The organism is Bartonella elizabethae F9251 = ATCC 49927 (assembly GCF_000518165.1).
GTDB lineage: Bacteria > Pseudomonadota > Alphaproteobacteria > Rhizobiales > Rhizobiaceae > Bartonella > Bartonella elizabethae.
The window spans coordinates 45,664-68,776 of the sequence record NZ_JADB01000009.1 but is presented as its reverse complement, the minus strand read 5'-3'; the positions used below and the strand labels follow the sequence as shown (position 1 = coordinate 68,776).

The 23,113-nt window shown below is 37.6% G+C and carries 17 protein-coding genes and 1 pseudogene; 2 read left to right on the top strand and 16 right to left on the bottom strand.

The window, feature by feature from the left end:
- A partial coding sequence (locus tag T429_RS09860) for an autotransporter outer membrane beta-barrel domain-containing protein (RefSeq protein ID WP_154653436.1) occupies positions 1-270 on the top strand: 270 nt, incomplete at its 5' end.
- 606 nt (positions 271-876) lie between these two features.
- Here the strand turns inward: T429_RS09860 and T429_RS0106865 are convergent.
- The 13 genes and pseudogenes from T429_RS0106865 to T429_RS0106785 all read right to left on the bottom strand — a co-directional run bounded on the left by T429_RS0106865 (position 877) and on the right by T429_RS0106785 (position 18,450).
- Positions 877-1,659, bottom strand: coding sequence for an ABC transporter ATP-binding protein (locus tag T429_RS0106865; RefSeq protein ID WP_005775178.1), 783 nt, complete (start codon positions 1,657-1,659; stop codon positions 877-879).
- Positions 1,646-2,443, bottom strand: a pseudogene (locus T429_RS0106860) (ABC transporter ATP-binding protein); the annotation flags it as partial. The pseudogene T429_RS0106860 and the gene T429_RS0106865, both read right to left, overlap by 14 nt.
- A gap of 79 nt (positions 2,444-2,522) precedes the next feature.
- Positions 2,523-3,452, bottom strand: coding sequence for an ABC transporter permease (locus T429_RS0106855; RefSeq protein WP_005775176.1), 930 nt, complete (start codon positions 3,450-3,452; stop codon positions 2,523-2,525).
- Between the two features lie 2 nt (positions 3,453-3,454).
- Positions 3,455-4,528 (bottom strand): ABC transporter permease, encoded by a 1,074-nt coding sequence (locus T429_RS0106850; RefSeq protein WP_026500927.1) that lies wholly within the window; start codon positions 4,526-4,528, stop codon positions 3,455-3,457.
- A gap of 111 nt (positions 4,529-4,639) precedes the next feature.
- Positions 4,640-6,241 (bottom strand): ABC transporter substrate-binding protein, encoded by a 1,602-nt coding sequence (locus T429_RS0106845; RefSeq protein WP_005775174.1) that lies wholly within the window; start codon positions 6,239-6,241, stop codon positions 4,640-4,642.
- A 386-nt stretch (positions 6,242-6,627) separates the two neighbouring features.
- Positions 6,628-8,253: an ABC transporter substrate-binding protein gene (locus T429_RS0106840; protein WP_005773127.1), complete on the bottom strand. Its 1,626-nt coding sequence runs from the start codon at positions 8,251-8,253 to the stop codon at positions 6,628-6,630.
- 1,263 nt (positions 8,254-9,516) lie between these two features.
- The gene (locus T429_RS0106835; protein WP_005773126.1) at positions 9,517-10,143 is read right to left on the bottom strand and encodes a DNA-3-methyladenine glycosylase I; all 627 of its coding nucleotides are present in this window, start codon (positions 10,141-10,143) and stop codon (positions 9,517-9,519) included.
- Entirely contained in the window at positions 10,121-11,551 is a 1,431-nt protein-coding gene (xseA, locus tag T429_RS0106830) for an exodeoxyribonuclease VII large subunit (protein WP_005773125.1), read from the bottom strand. Before xseA ends, T429_RS0106835 begins: the two co-directional genes overlap by 23 nt.
- A 399-nt stretch (positions 11,552-11,950) precedes the next feature.
- Positions 11,951-13,582 (bottom strand): ABC transporter substrate-binding protein, encoded by a 1,632-nt coding sequence (locus T429_RS0106820; protein ID WP_005773124.1) that lies wholly within the window; start codon positions 13,580-13,582, stop codon positions 11,951-11,953.
- Positions 13,583-13,716: 134 nt separating this feature from the next.
- Positions 13,717-13,842 (bottom strand): hypothetical protein, encoded by a 126-nt coding sequence (locus T429_RS11185; protein WP_280173542.1) that lies wholly within the window; start codon positions 13,840-13,842, stop codon positions 13,717-13,719.
- A gap of 646 nt (positions 13,843-14,488) precedes the next feature.
- The gene (locus tag T429_RS0106800; protein ID WP_005775172.1) at positions 14,489-16,120 is read right to left on the bottom strand and encodes an ABC transporter substrate-binding protein; all 1,632 of its coding nucleotides are present in this window, start codon (positions 16,118-16,120) and stop codon (positions 14,489-14,491) included.
- Positions 16,121-16,283: 163 nt separating this feature from the next.
- Positions 16,284-16,415: a hypothetical protein gene (locus T429_RS11180; RefSeq protein WP_280173541.1), complete on the bottom strand. Its 132-nt coding sequence runs from the start codon at positions 16,413-16,415 to the stop codon at positions 16,284-16,286.
- A gap of 409 nt (positions 16,416-16,824) precedes the next feature.
- Positions 16,825-18,450: an ABC transporter substrate-binding protein gene (locus T429_RS0106785; RefSeq protein WP_026500925.1), complete on the bottom strand. Its 1,626-nt coding sequence runs from the start codon at positions 18,448-18,450 to the stop codon at positions 16,825-16,827.
- 1,066 nt (positions 18,451-19,516) lie between these two features.
- Between T429_RS0106785 and T429_RS11080 the strand changes: the two genes are divergently transcribed.
- Entirely contained in the window at positions 19,517-19,798 is a 282-nt protein-coding gene (locus T429_RS11080; RefSeq protein ID WP_026500923.1) for a DUF6460 domain-containing protein, read from the top strand.
- Between the two features lie 25 nt (positions 19,799-19,823).
- Here the strand turns inward: T429_RS11080 and T429_RS0106770 are convergent, their stop codons facing one another.
- The 3 genes from T429_RS0106770 to T429_RS0106760 all read right to left on the bottom strand — a co-directional run bounded on the left by T429_RS0106770 (position 19,824) and on the right by T429_RS0106760 (position 22,629).
- Positions 19,824-20,636 (bottom strand): TIGR02186 family protein, encoded by an 813-nt coding sequence (locus tag T429_RS0106770; protein ID WP_005773120.1) that lies wholly within the window; start codon positions 20,634-20,636, stop codon positions 19,824-19,826.
- Between the two features lie 2 nt (positions 20,637-20,638).
- The gene (locus T429_RS0106765; protein ID WP_026500922.1) at positions 20,639-21,565 is read right to left on the bottom strand and encodes a sulfite exporter TauE/SafE family protein; all 927 of its coding nucleotides are present in this window, start codon (positions 21,563-21,565) and stop codon (positions 20,639-20,641) included.
- A 179-nt stretch (positions 21,566-21,744) separates the two neighbouring features.
- A complete protein-coding gene (locus T429_RS0106760) occupies positions 21,745-22,629 on the bottom strand; it encodes a hypothetical protein (RefSeq protein WP_005773118.1) in 885 nt (294 codons plus the stop codon).
- Positions 22,630-23,113 lie beyond the last annotated feature (484 nt).

Sequence of the window (23,113 nt, the reverse complement as noted above, 5' to 3'; positions counted from 1 at the left end):
ACCAAAAACATTACCACTGAAAACAACCGTCCTATGTCTTTCTATGGAAAAGTTAACTTGATCAAAACTTTTGGAGATGATCAAGCACTCCATATTGATAAAGATTATAAACTTGATGCTATGGGATCTGCACTTGAAGGTGGACTTGGTATCAGTGCACAATTGTCCACGAACCTCTCCCTTCATGGTGATGTGAGTTATCAACAAAAGCTGCAAAAAACGGGGATTTCTGGAGCAAGTTTTTCAGGCGGAATACGCTATCAGTTTTGAAGCAAAACTTTAACAACAGGTGTATTGTTATTCTATACACTTCATCAAACAAAAAAGGCAGCACAATATGCTGCTTTTTTAATTTATGACAATTTGTTTTTTAAACGGTTTTTAAAATCAAAAACAGCAAAATATTTGAAGACTGTCATTAATCATTGGAAATTTTTTACAAGAACTTCTCTTTTATAAAGCAGAAAGCTGAGCATTTTTCGATGAATAATACGCAAAGCTCTAAAAAAGAGCACAACTAAAAAATAAGACGATATTATAAAATAATAAGAAGCTTTTCCCGAACACGCGCCATTATTCTCTTCTGTTATTTCTCACACATTTAATGCTTAAAATCTTAAAATAAAAAAACTAAACAGAAAATGATAAGCAAAAAACAAGACAATACTATCAAACAAAGGATGTATTTTATAAGCCAGTTGTATATTTCACAACCAGAGTTCTAATAGGATTTTAAATATTATAGCTCAAATACTATCCAGCAAATTCATAACTAAAAAAAAATCCTATTATCCTCCCTTCCCTTTCACAAGGCCGCCAAGCATCTTCAGAAACTTCAACACAGAAAAAACGACATTTTCTCTTCTGGAAAATTAATCACGCTCTTTGTTCTCTATGAACGATAGGCTCAATACTGGCTTCAAAAAACTCCTTTGTATAATCGTGTTGTGCATGGAGATTACGCAATTCATCATTGCTAAGTTCTTCAAGAATAATCCCTTTATGCATAATGCCAACCCGTTCACAAATATGTGCTACAACAGCAAGATCATGGGACACCATTAAATAAGTAAGTTTTTTTCTCTCACGTAACGATTTCAACAAGTTTAAAATTTCAGCCTGTACCGACACATCCAATGCAGATGTTGGCTCATCAAGCAACAAAACCTCTGGCTCGATAATTAAAGCACGAGCAAGAGCAATACGTTGACGCTGCCCTCCAGATAATTCATGAGGATAACGATAAAGAAACGAAGAATTTAAGCCAACGGAATCTAAAGCATCCTCTACCCGTTCTCTTTGATTATCCATACCATGAATTTTGAGCGATTCAGAAAGAACCGTATGAACCATTTTTCTTGGATGCAGCGAAGCATAAGGATCTTGAAAAACCATTTGAATACGACGCAGAAAACTCTTGTCCCTTTTTTTTGCGACCTCTTCTCCATCAAAAAGAAACTTTCCACTATACTCTGAAATAAGCCCTACCAATGTATTCAAAATAGTTGATTTTCCACATCCGGATTCACCAATCAGACCATAAGCTTCTCCACGCTTAATATGAAAATTAACATTTTTAACAACGGTTACAGCCTTATGTCTGTGCCCAAACGTGACAGATAAATTAGAAACATCAATAATATTCTCACAATTTGTCATGATGAACCTCCTCAACACCATTAACAATCGTAGGATTATACAACCAATCAGGATCACGCTCAGGAACAGCCAAAACATCGACAGGATTATCAAGCCGTGGCAAACTGGCGAGCAAAGCCTTTGTATAAGGATGACAAGCGTGAGACAAATCAGAAGCAGGCAATTCTTCTAGCACACGGCCCGCATACATCACCAAAATACGATCACAAAAATCAGCAATCATATTCAAATCATGACTAATAAAAATAAGCCCCGTTCCAGACTTTGTCACAAGTTCATCTAATACGGATAAAACTTGTCGTCTGACCGTAATATCAAGTGCAGATGTTGGTTCATCGGCAATAATCAAATCAGGTTTTGGAATGAGCATCATTGCAATCATCACACGCTGCCCCATCCCTCCAGATATTTCATGAGGAAAGAGACGCATCACATGTTCAGGATCGCGAATATGAACAGATTCTAACATAGATATGGTACGCTCCCGCGCTTCAGCTTTTGAAACACGATAATGAATACGGTAAGCCTCCATAATCTGTTCCCCAATCCGTATGAGTGGATTAAGTGAATATTTAGGATCCTGTAAAATCATTGAAATACGCTTACCGCGAATTTTTCTCATCTGAGGTTCACTTGCGGACAATAAATCGACATCCTCAAAACGCATTTTTTTAGCTTTAACAATAGCTGATTTTGGGCTCAGCTTTAGTATTGCGCGTCCAGTCATCGATTTACCAGATCCGGATTCACCAACAATGCCAATTTTTTCTTTTCCGACAGAAAAGCTAACACCGCGCACAACTTCTGAAATGCCGCGCGTTGTAGGAAAAGAAATACGTAAATCTTCTACTTCTAATAATTTATTACCCATTGCGTGGATCCAATACATCACGAAGACCATCACCTAAAAGGTTGAAAGCAAGGCTTGCAAATAATATTGCACAGCCTGGTATTGCCGCCAACCACCAATTTGTCATCATAAATTCCCGTCCTGAGGAAAGCATCGCCCCCCATTCAGGACTTGGAAGTTGTGCTCCCAACCCCAAAAATCCAAGACCAGCAGCTGTTAAAATAATTCCAGACATATCTAAAGTTAATCGTACAATCACTGAAGGAATACACATGGGCGCAACATGAAACAAAATAATCCGCAAAGGAGAAGCCCCCTGTAAGCGAACCACAGAAACATAATCTGAAGAACGTATTGTCAAAGTCTCAGCACGCGCTAAACGTGCGATTGGTGGCCATGCAGCAATTGAAATTGCAATAGAAGCATTTTCAATTCCTGGTCCCAATGCAGCTGAAAAGGCAAGAGCTAAAATTAACCCTGGGAAAGCAAGAAAAATATCGACAATGCGCATGAGCACAGTATCAACCCATCCCCCCATATAACCAGATACAGTTCCAACGATAAGCCCTATTGGACCTACAATAACTGTTGTGAGAAAAACAACATAAAGAGTAATACGAGAACCAAAAACAAGGCGACTAAAAATGTCACGTCCTAATTCATCTGTCCCAAAATAATGTGCCATAGAGGGGGGCTGTAACCGATTCCCTAGGTCATTGCTAAGAAAATCGTGCGTTGCAATCCAAGGAGCAAAAAGTGCACATATGATAATAATACAAATAATAAACAGACCGAATACAGCTGAAAAGTTATGAAAAAACTTCACCAGTGCATGATAAATTCTTTGTATGTTTGCTTGAATGATGGACCGTGGAACAGGGTCGTTTAACCAAAAGCTCAAAGAAGATGATGATTGCGATTTGTGATGATTACTGACTGTCATATTCAACGTGTCCTTGGATCAAAAATGCGATAAAGCAAATCAGAAAATAAATTAATGGCAACAAAGATAAATCCTACAAGTAAAGTACATCCTACAACTGCATTCATATCTCCAGCGAGAAGAGCATTTGTCAAATAATGCCCAAAACCAGGCCAAGCAAAAACTGTCTCTGTCAAAACAGCCCCTTCTAATAAAAAAGCATAAGAAAGTGCAACAACGGTAATAATCTGAACAGCAGCATTCCGAAAGGCATGCCCCCAAACCGTCCGCGCCCACGATAATCCCTTTACACGTGCTGTAATGATATATTCTTGATTGAGTTGCTCAATCATAAAACCACGGGTCATACGACTAATATAAGCCATAGCACCAAAAGCCAAGATCAAAGCAGGCATAATAATGTGACTAAAGACATTCCCAAAAGCCTCCCATTGTCCTTGGCTCGCGGTATCCCAAAGAAAAAATCCTGTTTTGGGTTCAAAAGAATATTCATAAAGAAAATCGAGGCGCCCTGGACCACCAACCCAGCCAAGCTTGGCATAAAATATCAACAACGCCATAAGCCCAAGCCAAAATGTCGGTGTAGAATAACTCAAAAGTGTAAAAATACGGACAACATAATCAATAAATGAATCGCGATACATTGCTGCAAAAACACCAAAGGGAATTCCAAGAGTTGTGCCAATAACAATAGCAACAGTTGCAAGCTCTAATGTAGCAGGAAATACGCGCATAATATCAGTTAAAACAGGACGTCCAGACGTTAAAGCATCTCCAAAGTCGAATAAAAATACATTATGGAGATACTTCCAATATTGAACAATCAACGGCTTATCAAGACCCAGCTTATAGTACATGGCATCATAAGCTTCCTGACTGATATTATCACCAAGAATAGAGAGAACAGGATCGAGAGGAAGAAGATGACCAAGAAAAAAAGTAATCGTCACCAATCCAAGCAGTGTGATAAAAACTGAAATAAGAAGTTTTGATCCCTTGAACAAAAAATCCCACAAAAATAATTTTTTCTGCTTTTCTAATACAACTCTTTCAGTCTCTGAAAGTGACAAAACCATTATAAAAATCCCCTCTGTAGCGATAAAACATAAAGCGAATACCTTTTTTATAGAATGAAACAACTTCTTATGAAGCATGTCCTGCAAGCCTTTTCCATAACATGCTTCTTTTTATTTTTCTGCTTCATTGTAATAAAGTCTGTAACTATTCCAAACCCATTTTTTGACTGCAGGTCCCATACCAACGGTATAATATGTCTGAAATAAATAAACCATCGGACCATGCTCTAGCACATAATGCTGTAAAGTACGATATTGCATAATACGCTTATGAGGGTCTTGCTCAAACAAAGCATCCATCACCATTTTATTAATATTTTCATCATAATATCCAGCGCGCCAAGCCAAATACATATTATGTTTTTTTGTAAATGTTGGGTCAGGATTAAACACGTGATTCAATGAAGCAGGATGTCCATCAGGATCAGCGCTCCCCCACCCCATAAGTGCAGTATCATAATTTCCGCCCCGTACACGACTTAACAATTGATTTTGTGCCATTTTTTCAATTGTAAGCTCCACACCAATTTTGCGTGCATTGGCTTGAATAGACTGCGCAACAGACGACATATAGCTAAGACTTCCAACGAGAAGATTAGCTTTAAAACCGTTAGGATAACCAGCTTCCGTAATTAACTGTTTGGCTTTTTCCAAATCTAACTTAAAGGGAAGACCTTCTTTTTCATCCAAAGCACCCGGAACCCCTAAAGACATATAAGTTGCCCGCGGAATAGCAATCCCCTTTAAAACAGTTTTTCCAAGACCTTCATAATCAACCAAATAACGAAGTGCTAATCTGACCTTTTCGTTTGCAAAAATGGTATTCTTATTGTTTAATGATAGATAAATAATCTGCGGACGCAAAACACGACTAATTTTGACTGCTCCCCCCTTTTTTTCAAGATCTAAAATATCCTCTGAAGAAAGATCACGCGCTATATCCACATCGCCTTTTTCCAAAAGAAATCTTTGACTAGCTGAATCCGCTACATGTCGTACAACAATCTGCTTAATTTTAGGCACATTACCCCAATAGTGCTGTGTAGCCTCTAACACAACTTTATCCCCTGGAGACCAATTTGCCAATTTATAAGGTCCAACACAAGCCGAATGTGTTGCTAAGTATTTATTCCCCATATCACCGTTAATACTCTGCGCTTCAATTGTTTTGCGATCAAGCAGAGCAGAAGCATAGGATTGTCCAATAACAGTCAATATGAGTTGAATAGGATAGGGTTTATCTAATTTTAATTGTAAAGTCTTATCATCAAGAGCCTGAATATTTGTTTCAACATTATCTTTGGTAAACCCATAATCCATTAAAGATTGAGCATAGCTTAAGCCTAATTTAATAATCCGTCGCATCGACCATACGAGATCTTGTGCCGTCGCTACTCTTCCATCATCAAACTTTAAGTCATCACGAAGATGAAAAACTATTCTTTTGCCATGATCTAAAACGTCCCAAGATTTTGCCATAGCAGGACGAACTTTTGTAGGATCATGCTCATCATATTGTACGAGCGCGCTACAAATATTCGTCAATAATTCACTTGTCACAACCTCAACGGTTTGCGCTGGATCAAAACCACTAATTGAATCAATATTCCATGCCATCACCAATATATCTTTCGATGAAGCACTAAATGCTGAGACTATAGCCCCATTTAAAAATCCCATTGTGCTTAATAAAACACAAATTCTTTTCAACATTCCTTTTTCCCCATTTTATCTCTTGTCTCTTGCTTTTGTATTTCTGTAGCTTTTCACACACAGTGATTGTGATTTTAGTCTTTCACCTTTTAAACAGCATGGTATCAAACATCAACTTCATTTAATCAAACGAGGTATCTATAAATTAATTCTCTCATATATCAATCTATATTCGAGATAAAGAGAATCTGTAACCATAAACAAAGCCTCCCCATTATAACTTTCCATATTTACCTCTCCCTATAAGTAACCTCAAACTTATACGGCACAATCCCCCACAATTCCATTCTCCTTTAAAAGACTGAAGAGCTTCCATATGGAAGAATATTTTCATCATACAATTATGATCAAGCTCTCTTTACCTTTGAGAACACAAAAAGACACGCTTATTTTTCAATTTCATTATAAAAAACACGCGGCGCACTATTCCAAGCCCATTTTTTGACATCAGGTGTCATCGCGATAACATTATATTTCTGGAAGATAAATGCATAAGGGCCTTTTTGCATTAACTCACGTTGTAAATCAGCATAGAGTTGCGCCCGCTTTTGTGGATCTTTTTGAAACAGAGCCTCTTCAACTTTTTGATTCATCTCTGTATCAAAATACCCATGCTTCCAACTAGGATAGGCTGTATTTTTTGCCTCAAACCGATTATCCGGATTATAAACAAGACGTGAAGCCATTGTATGAGGATCCGTAGACCCGCTATTCCATCCGATAAAAGTCGTATCAAAAGCTCGGGCATCCACCTTGGAAAACAACTGTGTCCCTGCCACACGTTCAATTTTAAGACGGACCCCTGCCTGTGCTGCACTATCCTGGATTGACTGAGCAAGAGCTAAAGTATAAGGAGTATTTGAAACAAGAAAGTTTGCCTCAAACCCATTCGGATAACCAGCCTCTGCTAAAAGCTTCTTAGCTTTTTGAATATCAAGTTTAAAGGGTTGCCCTTCTTTTTCATCCAAAGCCCCAAAATTGCCAAGAGGAACAAAACTTGCTCGTGGAATACCAACCCCCTTGAGAAGCTTTTTGCCAAAACCCTCATAGTCTATGAGATAACGCATCGCCAAGCGTACTTTTTCCTTCGCAAAAATGGGATTTGTCATGTTGAAGCCCCAATACATCATGGATGGCTCTAACACTTCCTCGATTTTAACATCTGTTGTTTTCTGTAGATCTGCAAGATCTTCAGGAGTCAAATTACGGGCAACGTCGATATCATGTTTTTGCAATAATAAACGTTGTGTTCCAGGCTCTGCAACATGACGAATGAGTATCTGCTTCAATTTTGGTGCTTCTCCCCAATAATGGGCGCTTGCACGCAACAAAAGAGCTTCTCCAGGGCGCCAACTTTTTAATTGATAAGGACCAACACAAGCAGCATGTGTTTTTAAATACTGATTGCCCAAATCACCATCTTTTTCATGCTTCATAATGGTTTCACGATCAAGCAAAGCCGTTACTTGATTTGCAATAACATTATTAAGAATAAGCTCCGCTGGATAAGGCTTATCAAATTTTATTACCACTGTTTTCTCATCAGGCGCTTGCAAAGCATCATCAATATTTTGCTCTGTAATTCCGTATTCATTAAAAGTTGCTGCATCGGCCATTTTTAATTTGACAACCCGCTTCATTCCCCAAACAAGATCATTAGCGTTGGCTGCTCTTCCATCATTAAACTTTAAACCATCACGCAAATGAAAGGTGATTACCGTACTGTGATCATCCCCAGAAACATCCCAATGTGTTGCTAATGCCGGAACTATTTTCGTTGGATCATCTGTCGCAGTACTGACCAAATTATCACAAACGTTTTCAATAATTTCACTTGCATAAACATCATTGCTTTGAGCTGGATCAAACGTACTGATTGCATCCATATTCCAAGCCATCACAAGGGTATCAGCGGGTGTTTTAGCTGAAGCCTGTTGTGCAACCACGCCCAGTACCATAAGAACAGAAATAAGAGAGCTGCTCCCTTTTAATATTTTTTTCTTCAAGTTCATAAAATTTCCCCTTTATTTTTTATTAATTAATAACACTGAAATGACATGCAAATTTATAATCATAAAGGGCACTATTTATAATTATAAAGATTGAGAAAATACGTTCTCATCACTTATACAGTGTCATCTCCTTTTAAATTCCATACACTTTATAAATTCATTGATTGACAGTCTCAATCAAACCATAGTGAACATGGAATGTATGTCTTACCAACCAATATCACACTGTTTTCATAATAGTTCTTTGCACACGACAATGCGCTTTATCAGCCCCCAATTAAGTATCAAAACAAAATTCATGATACAATTTTCCCCAAAGACATAACGAATATAAATCCTTCTAAACTTTAGTATGCATCATTGCTTTGCCGCTATAAAAATAGAATAGCCAACAACATGCTGTAATAAAACGTTTGGTTTCAACAGCCACATACAGAGATTCAATGAGCAATGTTGTGAATACCAGCCTGTCTGAGCTTAAGTATCCTCCCCAAAACTGGAGCTCACACGCAGCAAAACCCCTCCTTAATAGAAGAAAGTTATCAGATAAAAAAAACTAATACAAGCAGCTTGAGCTATTTAACGTCAATTTTTCATCGCAGCATTTTATTTTGTATGACCTAGAAAGATCTTGAATGATCGACCACCACATATAAACCAACGATCATACAACCCAAGCAAAATATAACAATGCAACACCAGCTCCATCTAAAAGCCATTTTGCATTCATCAATAAACATGAATAAAATATTCATTATTTATGATAACGTCCATGGGCATTAACCGAGATAAAACACCTCTTCTAAACCCTTTCAAATGACGAGCACTGTCATAATATTTTAGGACTGGCAAAGGATGGTACCAGCTCATTCCTTCATAAGCGTAAGATAGTGATGCTCAATAGCTTGGCTGTTATACCATTCACCAGCACCGTCGAAAATGAGCTAAGGGGCGAAATATTTTTTAAAGAAAGCACGTAAATTAGCAACCTAATGGTATTCTGCTTTATATATAAAATATCGTCCTTATCGAACTCCAGATACAGGAGTGTTAAGATATTACGCTTTCTTGCATTTTTTTTCATTCCAAAAAGTATACTTTTGTCATTTTGAAGGCTAACAACAATTAAAAAAATCATCACTATTGTATCGTTTGTATGCTTCAATTATCTTATACGATAGAGTTTTATAATTGCACATTTATGAAACAATTCGATGGTTATCCTAGTCGATCAGTGGCCCTTATGACAGAAATTTTACCAATTTATCGACAAAAACACCCTTCAAGATGATCATTGACAATCCCTACAGACTGCATAAAAGCATAACAAATCGTGGGACCAACAAATGTCCAGCCGCGCTTCTTTAAGTCTTGAGAAAGACGAAGAGAAGCTGGAGTGATGGGATTTGCTAACAATGTTTGAAAATCTATCTTTTCATAACGCTCCGATTGTGGTGGCTGAAAAGACCAGAAATAGTGGGACAAACTCCCCCACTCTGTGATAATTTCCTGCGCTCTCAAGGCATTATTAAGCACCGAACGAATTTTTCCTTGATGACGAACAATGCCTTTATTCTGCATCAACATTTGCACCTTTAGCGCATCGTAATGAGCAATCTTTTCAAAGTCAAAATCATCAAATGCAATGCGAAAAGAAGAGCGTTTTTTTAAAATTGTAAACCAAGAAAGCCCCGCTTGAAAACCTTCAAGACAAATTTTTTCAAACAGAGGAATATCCTCAAAAATAGGTTTTCCCCATTCGTTATCATGATAAGCGCAATAAAGTGGATCCGTTCCTGCCCATGCGCAACGAACTTTTCCATCCACTCCCTTAAGAAGTCCTTCATCAAGCACTATATTTACCGTATTAAAAGAGTGTTCCTTGGTCATCAATTGGAGACTTTATCTTCCTATGTTTTGAACGTGTCGGAGAAACAGGCTCTTGTGTTGCAACACAGATATCTCCATCAAAAAAGCGTAAATTTATTTGTCCACTTTCCGGAAACTGTGCCAACCGTTTAATAGGTTTATGATCTTGCCCCAAAGCCAAAACAAAACCACGCTCTAAAATATTCTGATAAGAAGTGCTTTTTAAAAGCCTACATGCCAACTCTAACGCCGCACGTTTTTTTTCTACACTGCGCATAAAAGCACGATGAAGACGCGCTGTATATTCCTTTGTGTGACGTTGTGCTTTTTCACTCTTTAACAAACGGGGTGAAAGACGGAGGTGAAGAGCATGAAAAGAAAAACGTTTTTTATCGTAGCTCGCACAAAGAGCACGCTGTAATCGACTTGAAATTTCATCAAAACCACGCCGCGGTAGAGCAAAAAGTTGGTCGACAGTGGGAAGACCTCGTCTGGCTGCACGCAACTTTTGTTGATGAAAATCAAAAGAACGTGCAAGCCCTTTACGCAAACGTGCTCCAAGTGATGCAACACTTACTTCAAGATCAAGCTTAACAGGAACAGCCTTTTCTGCGGCTCCTGTAGGGGTTGGAGCACGCCAATCAGCGACATAATCAATCAAAGTCCAGTCTGTTTCATGCCCAACAGCAGAAATAACAGGGAGGTCAGAAGCATAAACAGCACGAACAACAGCTTCATCATTAAACCCCCATAAATCTTCTAAACTTCCCCCTCCTCGTGCAACAATAAGCAGATCAGGCTTTGGAATAAGCCCTCCTGAAGCAAGTGCATTAAAACCTTCAACAGCAGCAGCCACTTCACTCCCGCTTGTTTCTCCCTGCACACGAACAGGCCAAACTAAAACATGCAGCGGAAAACGATCAGAGATACGATGAATAATATCGCGAATAACAGCCCCTGTTGGTGATGTTACAACCCCTATAATCCGAGGCATATAAGGCAAAGGCTTTTTCTTTGCTTCATCAAATAAGCCTTCTTCTGCAAATTTTTTTTTACGATTTTCAAGAAGAGTCATCAAAGCACCAACCCCCGTTGGTTCAAGAGCCTCAATGACAATTTGATATTTCGATGACCCTAGATAAGTTGTAAGCTTGCCCACAGCAACAACTTCCATCCCTTCTTCAGGAGGAAATTTGAGCTTTTCCAAGGAACCGCGCCAAATAACAGCTTCCAACCGCGCCTTATCATCTTTTAAGGCAAAATAAGCATGACCCGAAGCATGAGCACCGCGATAACCCGAGATCTCTCCACGCACCCGTACATACCCAAACTTTTCTTCCACAACACGCTTTAAAGCACCTGCTATTTCGGAAACAGTAAATTCCGCAACATTCGTCGCACTTGTCTTTTCACCAAACAAACCTACCATTTTTTAATTCTTTACGCCCGTTTCTTTGAATCTTTTTAAAACAACGCATCTTTAATTTTTAATATAGCTTTACCCAATGTCCGTAACACCAATGAACAAATAGTGTCTACCCTTAATCTCACGCCGATGATCAAAACCATAAAGGCTAAAAACATGGAGATCAGCTGATTGTTGCATTTAGAATTTTATCAATGAAGGTTTAAATATTCAATCTCAACATCCATAAAAATTCAATGAGAAAAAGAACCCCTTCTCTAAAAGAGCTATCTCTTTAGAAAGCCTTCCCTATACAATAGATCGGTTTGTTAGCGATAAACTTCAACGTTTTGCAAAGCTTTTAAACCACACGCAAAACGTCGAAGCTATCATGATTGTATTTTTCTATTTTTCCAATAAAAATTATTTTTCAATGGAAGCATAAAAAATACGCGGTGCACCATTCCACACCCATTTTTTGACATCAGGTGTCATAGCGACAATATTATATGTCTGATAGATAAAAGCATAGGGTCCTTTTTGCATAAATTCACGCTGTAAATCAGCATACATTTGTGCCCGTTTCTGTGGATCTCTTTGAAAGAGAGCATCTTTTACCTTTTTATTCATATCTTCATCCAAATAGCCATGGCACCAACTAGGATAGCCTGTGTTTTTAGCTTCAAACCGATTGTCAGGGTTTAAAATAAAACGTGCAGCCATTGTATGAGGATCGGAAGAAGAATTATTCCATCCTATAAAAATGGTATCAAAACTGCGGGCATAAAGTTTTGAAAACAACTGCGTCCCGATAAAATGTTCAATCTTAAAGCGTACACCCACCTTTTTTGCATTGTCCTGAATAGACTGAGCAATAGGCAAAGCAAAAGGGTAAGGAGATTTTCCTGCAAAAATATTAGCTTCAAAACCATCTGGATACCCAGCTTCTGTTAAAAGCTGCTTGGCTTTTTGAAGATCAAGTTTAAAGGGTTGCCCTTCTTTTTCATCCAAAGCCCCAAAATTACCAAGAGGAATAAAGCTTGCCCGTGGAATACCCACATCTTTAAGAAGAGTCTTTCCCAAAGTGTCATAATCGATAAGATAGCGCATTGCCAAACGCACCTTTTCATTGGCAAAAATAGGATTTGTTGTATTGAAACCCCATACGATCAGAGATGGAGCCAATATTTTTTCCACCTTAATATCTGTTGTTGCTTGGAGATCGGCTATATTTTCTGGTGTTAAATTACGAGCCACATCAATATCATGTTTTTCCAACAACAAACGTTGTGTACCAGGCTCTGCAATATGCCGAATGAGAATCTTCTTCAATTTGGGTGCCTCTCCCCAATAATGGGAACTTGCCCGCAACAAAATTCCTTCTCCAGGACGCCAACTTTCTAACTGATAAGGACCAACACAAGCAGCGTGACTTGCCAAATAGCGATTTCCCATATCACCATCTTGTTCGTGTTTCATAAGTGTCTCACGATCAAGCAAAGCAACAGTACGATTAGTAGAAATATTGCTCAGAATAAGCTCTGCTGGATAGGGTTTATCAAATTTCATCACCACAGTCTTCTCATCGGGTGCTTGAAAAGCCTCATCAACATTTTTTTCTGTGATACCATATTCATTAAAAGTTGCCGCATTAGACAGTTTCAATTTGACAACCCGCCTCATCCCCCAAACAAGATCACGAGCACCAGCAGGTCGACCATCATTAAACTTTAAATCATCGCGCAAATGAAAAGTAATGACTGTACTCTGGTCATCGCTTGCAACATCCCAACTCTTTGCCAAAGAAGGAACGATTTTAGTTCCATCATTTTTAGCAGAATCGACCAAATTGTCACAAACATTGACAACAATTTCAGCGCCATACCGGTCATTGAGCTGCGCAGGATCAAAATTACTAATCGCATCAAGATCCCAAGCCATCACGAGGGTATCGGCCGGTGTTTTGGCTGCAACTTGTTGCACTAACATCCCAAACGCAATAATTGCAGAGGCAAAAGAACTGCTTCCTTTGAATATTTTTCTTTTTAAGTTCATAGATTTTTCCCCTTAGAGTTTATTATATAAATTTTTCACGCAATAAAAACGTGCATAAATAAAAAGATCAAACTTAGAAAACACACCTCCTAAAGACAAAATATCAAACCCTTGAAACAAGCAGGAGCAGCCCCCTAGACAATATTGGCAGCTAAAACAAAAGAGATAACGGAAAATGATCTGATAAACTGATGAGTGACACCACAAATGACAACAGCATCTATTGGTGATGATGTCACAACACCTGTAACTTTGAACATACAAGCCAAAGATCTTCTTTATCGCATCAAAAAGAACTTCTGCTTTAAAAGCCTTTTGTGATTTTTCCAAAAGAGTCTTCAGAGCACCAATTTTGGTTGCTTTAAAAAAACTCAATCACTCTTTGATACTTTGACAATCCTCACAAGTATAGTTTCCAACAATGCCCACCCCTCTCCTTCCTAACAAGGAATTTGAGTATTTTCACGACCCCATACAAAGGACAATCCCAGCATCTCATCATTTTTTAAGGAAAGACGATAAATTTTAAGCATTCGCTCCACAATAACCTCATATTCCCCCAACGCACCTGCATATAACCCAATTTTTTCTCAACAGCACACTTTAAGGTCCCCGCTTTTTCTAAAAAATACTAAATTCTGCTTATATTCAGTATGCCCACTTCTTGAATAAACAAATTTATTATTTTTTACTTCACTTAAGATTGAAATCTCCAATCCTAATACCTATATATATGTATTTAATAAAAATTCATAGCCCTTCTTTCAAGAAGAGTATGTGAGAATTATTCTGTAATGCATTTTACCGATAAACTCCGATATTTTGCAAAGCCTTTAAGCCCTGTGCAAAACACCGAAGATATCATCATCACATTCATTGTTGTATGTTACAACATTTAAAACGTGTTTATTTTTCAATGGCATTATAAAAAATACGTGGTGCACTATTCCACACCCATTTTTTAACATCAGGTGTCATAGCGATAATGCTATATGTCTGATAGATAAAGGCAAAAGGTCCTTTTTGCATAAATTCACGCTGTAAATCAGCATATATTTGTGCCCGTTTCTGTGGATCTTTTTCAAACAATGCTTCCCTTACCTTTTTATTCATATCTTCATCAAAATACCCAAGGCACCAACTAAGGTAACCCGTATTTTTAGCTTCAAACCGATTATCAGGATTAAAAATAAGACGTGAAGCCATTGTATGAGGATCCGCAGAGTCATTATTCCATCCAACAAAAATTGTATCAAAACTGCGGGCATAAAGTTTTGAAAACAACTGCGTCCCCACAAAATGTTCAATCTTAAAGCGCACACCTATCTTTTTTGCATTGTCTTGAATAGACTGAGCAATAGGCAAAGCAAAAGGATAGGGAGAGGTCCCTGCATAAATATTAGCCTCAAAACCATTCGGATACCCTGCTTCTGTTAAAAGCTGCTTGGCTTTTTGAAGATCAAGTTTAAAGGGTTGTCCTTCTTTTTCATCCAATGCCCCAAGATTTCCAATGGGAATAAAGCTTGCCCGTGGAATACCAACATCTTTAAGGAGGGTCTTTCCCAAAGTGTCATAATCGATAAGATAGCGCATCGCTAAGCGTACCTTTTCATTGGCAAAAATAGGGTTTGTTGCATTGAAGCCCCATATTATCATGGACGGAGCCAACACTTTTTCGACTTTAATATCTGTTGTTGCTTGAAGATCAGCTATATCCTCTGGCGTTACATTACGGGCCACATCAATATCATGTTTTTCCAACAACAAACGTTGTGTACTAGGCTCTGCAATATGACGAATGAGAATTTGCTTCAACTTGGGCGCCTCTCCCCAATAATGAGAACTTGCCCGCAACAAAATCGCATCTCCAGAACGCCAGTTCACTAACTGATAAGGACCAACACAAGCAGCGTGACTTGCCAAATAGCGATTGCCCATATCTCCATCTTGTTCGTGTTTCATAATTGTCTCACGATCAAGCAAAGCAGCAAGACGAAGCGTAACCATATGGCTAAGGATGAGCTGTGCTGGATAAAGCTTATCAAATTTCATCACCACGGTCTTGTCATCTGGGGCTTGAAGAGTAGAATCAACATTTTGTTCTGTAATTCCATACTCATTGAACATTGCCGCTGCAGACAATTTTAACTTAACAATCCGCTTCATACTCCAAACAAGATCATTGGCACCAGCAGGACGACCATCATTAAATTTCAGACCATCACGTAAATGAAAAGTAAGTACCGTCCCTTTGCCATCATCCGAAACATCCCAACTTTTTGCCAAAGAAGGAACAACTTTAGCAGCATCATCTGTCGCAGAATCGATCAAATTATCACAAATATTGCCAATAATTTCATTGCCATAACGTTCATTGATCTGTGCAGGATCAAAAGTCTCAATTGAATCAAGATTCAAAGCCATTACAAGAGTATCAGCCGGTGTTTTGGCTAAAACTGGTTGCACAACCATCCCCAAAGCCATAAGAGCAGAAATAAAAGGACTGCTCCCTTTTAATATTTTTCTTTTTAAATTCATAGATTTCTCCCTTTAAAGGTTATTGTATAAATTTTCCATGCTATAAAGATGTACAAAATAATAAAATGGGATGAACCATAGGCTCTAAAAGATAAAGTTTTAAAACCTTCACTCCAAAACCTCTTAATATCATCAAAGCACTCCCCCTATTGGCTCAAGTACCTTAATAACAAAGAGCCTTCATAAGAATTTGAAATATCGATAAAATAGAAAAATTCGTCAGTTTGCCAAGTGCAACGACTTTCATGCTTTCTTCAAGTTTTTGCTTCACTCCCCGTAAAACAATACCTTCCAATTGGCATCTCATCATTTTTCACAGAAAAAGAAAACACGAAAACCATAAAAAACGGATATTCCTCACCCTCTCAATATCTTCCATAAAGAGTTTTTTCTTCAACACTGCAAAGCCTTTTATCCTTTTAGAAATAATAAATTATGCGGCATTGGTTGTACTGTTTTTTTCAGCAAAGAAATTGCCTCTTTCCCATTCAGAGAAGTTGAAATGTTCAATCTTAACATCCACACAAACACATCTTCAATAAGAAGAAAAAATCTCTCTTCACAGAATTTCTTGAACAGATATTCAACAACATACTCACCCCTCACCCATAAATTCGACGTATTCTAAAGTTCAAAAACTTATGCAAAACGCCGAATATATTATGGCTATGCTTTTTATCTATTTGACAGCATTAAAGACACACTTATTTTTCAATTTTATTATAAAAAATTTGTGGCGCGCTATTCCAAACCCACTTTTTGACATTAGGTGTCATCCCGATAACAGTATATTTCTGGAAGATAAACGCATAAGGTCCTTTTTGCATCAATTCACGTTGTAAATCAGCATATATTTTTGCCCGTTTTTGTGGATCTTTTTGAAATAAAGCCTCTTCAACTTTTTTATTCATCTTTGTATCAAAATACCCATGCTGCCAACTAGGATAGGCAGTATTTTTTGCCTCAAACCGATTATCCGGATTATATATAAGACGTGAAGCCATTGTATGGGGATCTGCAGAATCATTATTCCATCCGACAAAAATCGTATCAAAGCTACGTGCATAAAGTTTGGAAAACAACTGTGTCCCTGCCAAACGCTCAATTTTAAGATGCACCCCTGCCTGTTCTGCACTATCTTGGATTGACTGAGCAAGGAGTAGCCTATAAGGATCATTTGAAACGAGGAAATTGGCCTCAAATCCGTTCGGATAACCAGCCTCTGCTAAAAGTTTCTTGGCTTTTTGAATATCAAGTTTAAAGGGCTGCCCTTCTTTTTCATCCAAAGCCCCAAGGTTGCCAAGAGGAATAAAACTTGCCCGTGGAACACCAACCCCCTTGAGAAGCTTTTTACCAAGACCTTCATAGTCTATGAGATAGCGCATCGCCAAGCGTACTTTTTCCTTCGCAAAAATGGGATTTGTCATGTTGAAGCCCCAATACATCATGGATGGCTCTAACACTTCCTCGATTTTAACATCTGTTGTTTTCTGTAGATCTGCAAGATCTTCAGGAGTCAAATTACGAGCAACGTCGATATCATGTTTTTGTAATAATAAACGTTGTGTTCCAGGCTCTGCAACATGACGAATGAGTATCTGCTTCAATTTTGGTGCTTCTCCCCAATAATGGGAGCTTGCACGCAACAAAAGAGCTTCTCCAGGACGCCAACTTTTTAATTGATAAGGACCAACACAAGCAGCATGTGTTTTTAAATACTGATTGCCCAAATCACCATCTTTTTCATGCTTCATAATGGTTTTACGATCAAGCAAAGCTGTCGCAGGACTTGCCACAATATTATTAAGAATAAGCTCTGCTGGATAAGGCTTATCAAATTTCATCACCACTGTTTTTTCATCGGGGGCTTGCAAAGCATCATCAACATTTTGCTCTGTAATGCCATATTCATTAAAAATTGCTGCATTCCCCATCTTCAATTTAACAACCCGCTTCATGCCCCAAACAAGATCATTGGCGTTTGCTGCTCTCCCATCATTAAACTTTAAACCATCACGCAAATGAAAGGTAATCACCGTACTGTGATCATCCCCAGAAACATCCCAATGTGTTGCTAAAGATGGCACCATTTTAGCAGGATCATCTGTCGCACCACTCACCAAATTATCACAAACATTGCGAATAATTTCACTTCCATAAACATCTGTGAGTTGCGCAGGATCAAATGTACTAATTGCATCCATATTCCAAGCCATCACAAGGGTATTCGCCGGCGTTTTTGCCGAAGCCTGTTGTGAAACCATCCCCAGTGCCATAAGAACAGAAATAAGAGAGCCACTACTTTTCAATATTTTTCTTTTCAAGTTCATAGACTTTTCCTTTTAACGTTTACTGTATAAATTCCCCACGCAATAAGAACGTGCAAAATAACAAGATTAGATGAACCATAGGCTCTAAGAAACAAAGGTTTAAAAATTCAGACAACACTCCTTGACTAACTACTCCTCCTGCCACCCTTATAAGCTATCCCTTCCCATATGCACCGAAAAACAATTTAACATACAATAAATGGTAGAATCGATAATAAAATCTACTGATGATATAACAACATCTACCCTTGAAGACTATAAAACGGAGATTTTTTCTCTCTTGTCGAGCAAACTTATCTCTCCTTTTTTCTTCCAGTGTTTTTTCCGTCATCAAAATACACCCCTCTGTTAGTGCCAGCACCTTAACAAAAATTTGATCTTTCAACAAAACAGGAAAATTCACCTATTTTTCAATATCAAGTACCTCTCCGCCTTTTGCAAAAGGAATTTCGAATTCCCCGCTCAATAACAAGCTCCTCATTATATCTTATTTCAAAACAAAAAGCGCATGAGCACCGCAACCCCCTGATATTTACTCAAGTGTTCGTACAGCACAAAACTTTTTTCAACATCCTATCTTAATACCCCGCTCCTTTAACAACACTCAATTCATTGCTTGTATTTTTCAGCAAAAAATATCTTTCCAATTCACTAAGGTTGAAATATCTAAATATAATACCTATATAAGCACAGCATTATCAGAATAGATAGTCTTTTTTTTAAGTAAATTGCCTTAAAATATTATTTCTATACACGGAATAATAATAAGTCCGTTACGAAATCTTTAACGGATGAGAACGCTCCCCCTAATGCGAAATATCAAAACGTTAAAAAATTCCCTTAGAAATTCTCAGAAATAAAAGGAGATTTCTTCATCTAATAAAAGAAGTTCCGTGAAAATATCGTGAAAATGTAATAAAATGCGCGTGTATTTCAACGACCGGTATCGATATTACACCAGTACAAAGGTGGTAAAAAAATAAGAAAATATTTTTCCTTTATGATAATAAAATCACTCTACGATGATAATACAACAAAAACACTAGAGATTCGAAAGTATATTTAAATGAGCCGAAAGAAAAAATTGTCAAATTCTTTTTATGTATTTCTTAAAGAAACATTCAGTCGTGTCAGTCTAAAATTACTTATCCTTTCATTCTTCATGGGTATTGTAATGAAATTTTTTGGATGGACACCTCACAACCTCATACAAAAAATATTAGATTTTCTTCACTCTTTATGGGGAACAGGATTTATAACGCTTAAAAACTTCTTCCACATAACCATGATGGGCGCTATTATTGTTGTGCCTATTTTTCTCATCTTACGCATTTTTCATAAAAAATAGACGCCTTAAATATTTTTCTTGGGTGTTAGTCTTTTCGAAAAATAAAACGACATAAAAATCCTGTGCTCACAGCGATAATCACCGCAACCACACCATAAAGGAAACGATACTTGTGCGCCGCATAGAAAATTGTATAAGCGATATGTGCTTTAACAATTTCAAGAGTCGTTGTTGCACTATCAATAAACTGCCCATCACGAAAAAGATAAGCACGAGCCTTATAATGCCCAACAGGAATATTGGCAGGTAAACGAAAATGTGCTGTGAAAAGTTTATCAGAACCAAAACGAACACCGCCGACTTCTTCATAATAAAGATTTTTAGCTTTTTGCAGTTTTATAAGTTCATCACGAAAGATTTGTACTTTTTTCTGATCCTTTTCATCTGTCTGTAATGGCAAATAGGATACCCCTACCCCCAAACGTTTATAATCTTCGATGCTAGTAATCTCATCAATTTCACGCGTTGTAACCATAGAGTAAAAAAGAGGCACATTTTTAAAAATAAGGGAATCCGTATTAACCCATACACCGGCATTGCGTTTTTTTTCCCGCATGACCATTGGCCGAGTTTGTCCTTCCAAACTTACAACAACATCGTAACGGTTCTGTTGAGAATATAAAGGATCAATATTTTCCAAAACACCAGCAATATAAAGATCACGACCAGCAAAATTTGTATCCACCGTAATCGTATTCGTTGTAACGATAATTTGGACAGTTTCGTGATCAATTTGATCAAGGAATGTTTTTTCTGTCATCCCCACATGTGACCATGTAGAAAAAGAAACAAAACAAAAGCAACTTGCAATGATGTATAAAGAAAATAATCTACCCATTTTTATCTCATAAGAATATCCAGAGAGAAAAGATTATCAGGGCGTACAAATAATTGAAAAGCAAGGCGCATACACACAATCAACACCAAACATGCAAGGGCCATACGCAATTGTTCAGCCTTTAACTTCCGTCCAGCCCGTGTTCCATATTGTGCGCCAATACTTCCTCCAAGCATTAACAAAAAAGCCAAGACAATATCAACGGACTGATGAGTCATACTTTGCAAAACTGTCGTGAAAGAGGACACAAATGTAATCTGAAAAAGTGAAGTCCCTATCACAACACTGGTTGGAACACGCAGAAGGTAAATCAATGCAGGGATCATAAAGAATCCCCCACCAATTCCCATAATAGAAGACAACAACCCAACAATGAGACCAATCCCTAACACTGGAATAATGCTGACATAGATCATAGAAGCTCGGAAACGCATTTTTAACGGTAAACGATGAATCCAGTTATGTCGATGTCGACTTGCAAGACGAACATTGGCTTTCCCAGCCTTACGCTTACGCCTCATATCATACCAACTTTCAACAATCATCAAGCTTCCTATACTTCCAAGAAGAATCACATAAAGAAGGGAAATCATGAGGTCTAATTGACCTAACTTTTTCAAAACAGAAAAAATTTGAATCCCGATTAATGAACCAAGCCCCCCTCCAATTGCTAAAATAATACCAAGTTTGATATCAAGAGTCCGTCGTCTAAAATGTGTAATTGCCCCCGTTACAGATGATGCAATCATCTGATTAGCGCCTGTTCCAACAGCAATAGCAGGAGGAATATTATAAAAAATCAATAAAGGCGTGATGAGAAAACCACCCCCAATGCCAAAAAGACCTGAAAAAAAACCAGCAACGACTCCCATACCAATTAAGATCAGCATATTGAGTGACATTTCAGCAATCGGTAAATAAATACTCACTGGCAGAACCTTTAAGATAATTTGAGGCTTTTTAGCAATTGGAGAGTCTTTCTCCAACTCTCCCTTTTCCAATAATCTCTGTTGCGTGTTTATAAAGGATAATTTGAATTTCTATAACTTTTGCACAATTTATGAATGCGTAATCCATTTCATATCTATTAACATCAACAGCGTAAAAATTAAAAAAAACGAGTTCCTTTTAAAAAGCTATAAAAACATAACGTTATCGCCCCCATAAATGCAACGGTTAAAAAACAAAGGACACTTTTTTTTATAAAAACAGATAAAAAAGAGACATGTCTGCGAGACCGCGCCTTTAAGGGAGGAGAAAAATCATTCTCCATGCAATGATGAGATACTGAGCAATGGTTAGATGCTGGAACCCCCATACTTTTTTCTTCTATCACAGTGTGCTCCGCTGCTCCTTCTGTCTTTTTAAAAGAAGACTTCAGAGCATCCCTTGGCAAAAGGGCCTCGCTTGGCAAAAGTGCATCACTGGGTAGAGAACTTTCATTTTCTTGCGGTAAGGCATTTTCAACATTTGTTTGGCATGGTGTTATACTGTTTTGTCCTGAAAAATTTTGCACCTTTTGAAGGAATAAGCGTTCTTGATTTCTCTCACACTCCATATGAGCAAGTTTCTGCACAACGGAATCAGATGATTTTAAACGAGACACCTGTCGTGTTATCGCAGCTTCTTCTAAGCTTTTTTTTTCACTCTGTAAACTTTGAATAAGTGTTTTAATCTGCTCTAAAGACTCAAAAAGTCTTTTTTCCCTTTGGCGACGAATATAATATTCAGCCAAAATAGCCCGACTAATATCATCTAAGTAAGATTTAAAATGTTCTTCGACAGCCCCCTGCTGATTCAAAGGATGAGGTGAATGTTTCATTTGCATTTGTGCATAAACAGTGCGTAATTTTTGAGCAATATCGGACATTGTTACTTCCACAGACGTATCCACTCTTGTATCCGATCTCCCCTTCTGCTCAATAAAAGAAGAGAATTGATCACTCCGAACTTGATTGGCTGCCTGATCGATCGTATGACCCTTCGTATTCACAAATGCTTACCCCTCATTAACCTTTTTGAAAAGAATCACAAGAAATGATGAGAAAGTATGCGCTATTTTAGTAAATAGAGCTTTAAGAACTCCCAATTTTTTTGTTAGCAATATTTTTTCCCAATCTTTATCTAAAATATTTGCTTAATATTCACCCCAACTATTTGAAAGAAAGATCTTTAATTTTTCTACCCTCAAAATTTGAAGTGTAAAACCATTCCCCATTTTTATTTTTTTCACTTATTTTTCATTGCATAAAATCTCTATTCCTCATCATAAACAAAGCCTATAAAACGAAACAAAGAATATTCTCACAAGACAGATTATTTTTTTACTTTTTATTCAAGCAAATAAGGCAATTATAAAAAGGCAAAAGAGATGACGATTGAAAATGACGACAAGAAAGTACAAGTAAACATAAAAAAGCTTATATGAAAGAAAACACAAGTTATCAATGAGATTTCATTCTAAACAATTTGGTTTC

What these genes read in the sequence shown, in the direction of transcription:
- T429_RS0106865 (WP_005775178.1), bottom strand. Translation starts at nt 1,659, where the DNA reads ATGACAAATTGTGAGAATATTATTGATGTTTCTAATTTATCTGTCACG.
- T429_RS0106855 (WP_005775176.1), bottom strand. Translation starts at nt 3,452, where the DNA reads ATGACAGTCAGTAATCATCACAAATCGCAATCATCATCTTCTTTGAGC.
- T429_RS0106850 (WP_026500927.1), bottom strand. Translation starts at nt 4,528, where the DNA reads ATGGTTTTGTCACTTTCAGAGACTGAAAGAGTTGTATTAGAAAAGCAG.
- T429_RS0106845 (WP_005775174.1), bottom strand. Translation starts at nt 6,241, where the DNA reads ATGTTGAAAAGAATTTGTGTTTTATTAAGCACAATGGGATTTTTAAAT.
- T429_RS0106840 (WP_005773127.1), bottom strand. Translation starts at nt 8,253, where the DNA reads ATGAACTTGAAGAAAAAAATATTAAAAGGGAGCAGCTCTCTTATTTCT.
- T429_RS0106835 (WP_005773126.1), bottom strand. Translation starts at nt 10,143, where the DNA reads ATGACCAAGGAACACTCTTTTAATACGGTAAATATAGTGCTTGATGAA.
- xseA (WP_005773125.1), bottom strand. Translation starts at nt 11,551, where the DNA reads ATGGTAGGTTTGTTTGGTGAAAAGACAAGTGCGACGAATGTTGCGGAA.
- T429_RS0106820 (WP_005773124.1), bottom strand. Translation starts at nt 13,582, where the DNA reads ATGAACTTAAAAAGAAAAATATTCAAAGGAAGCAGTTCTTTTGCCTCT.
- T429_RS11185 (WP_280173542.1), bottom strand. Translation starts at nt 13,842, where the DNA reads ATGTTCAAAGTTACAGGTGTTGTGACATCATCACCAATAGATGCTGTT.
- T429_RS0106800 (WP_005775172.1), bottom strand. Translation starts at nt 16,120, where the DNA reads ATGAATTTAAAAAGAAAAATATTAAAAGGGAGCAGTCCTTTTATTTCT.
- T429_RS0106785 (WP_026500925.1), bottom strand. Translation starts at nt 18,450, where the DNA reads ATGAACTTGAAAAGAAAAATATTGAAAAGTAGTGGCTCTCTTATTTCT.
- T429_RS11080 (WP_026500923.1), top strand. Translation starts at nt 19,517, where the DNA reads ATGAGCCGAAAGAAAAAATTGTCAAATTCTTTTTATGTATTTCTTAAA.
- T429_RS0106770 (WP_005773120.1), bottom strand. Translation starts at nt 20,636, where the DNA reads ATGGGTAGATTATTTTCTTTATACATCATTGCAAGTTGCTTTTGTTTT.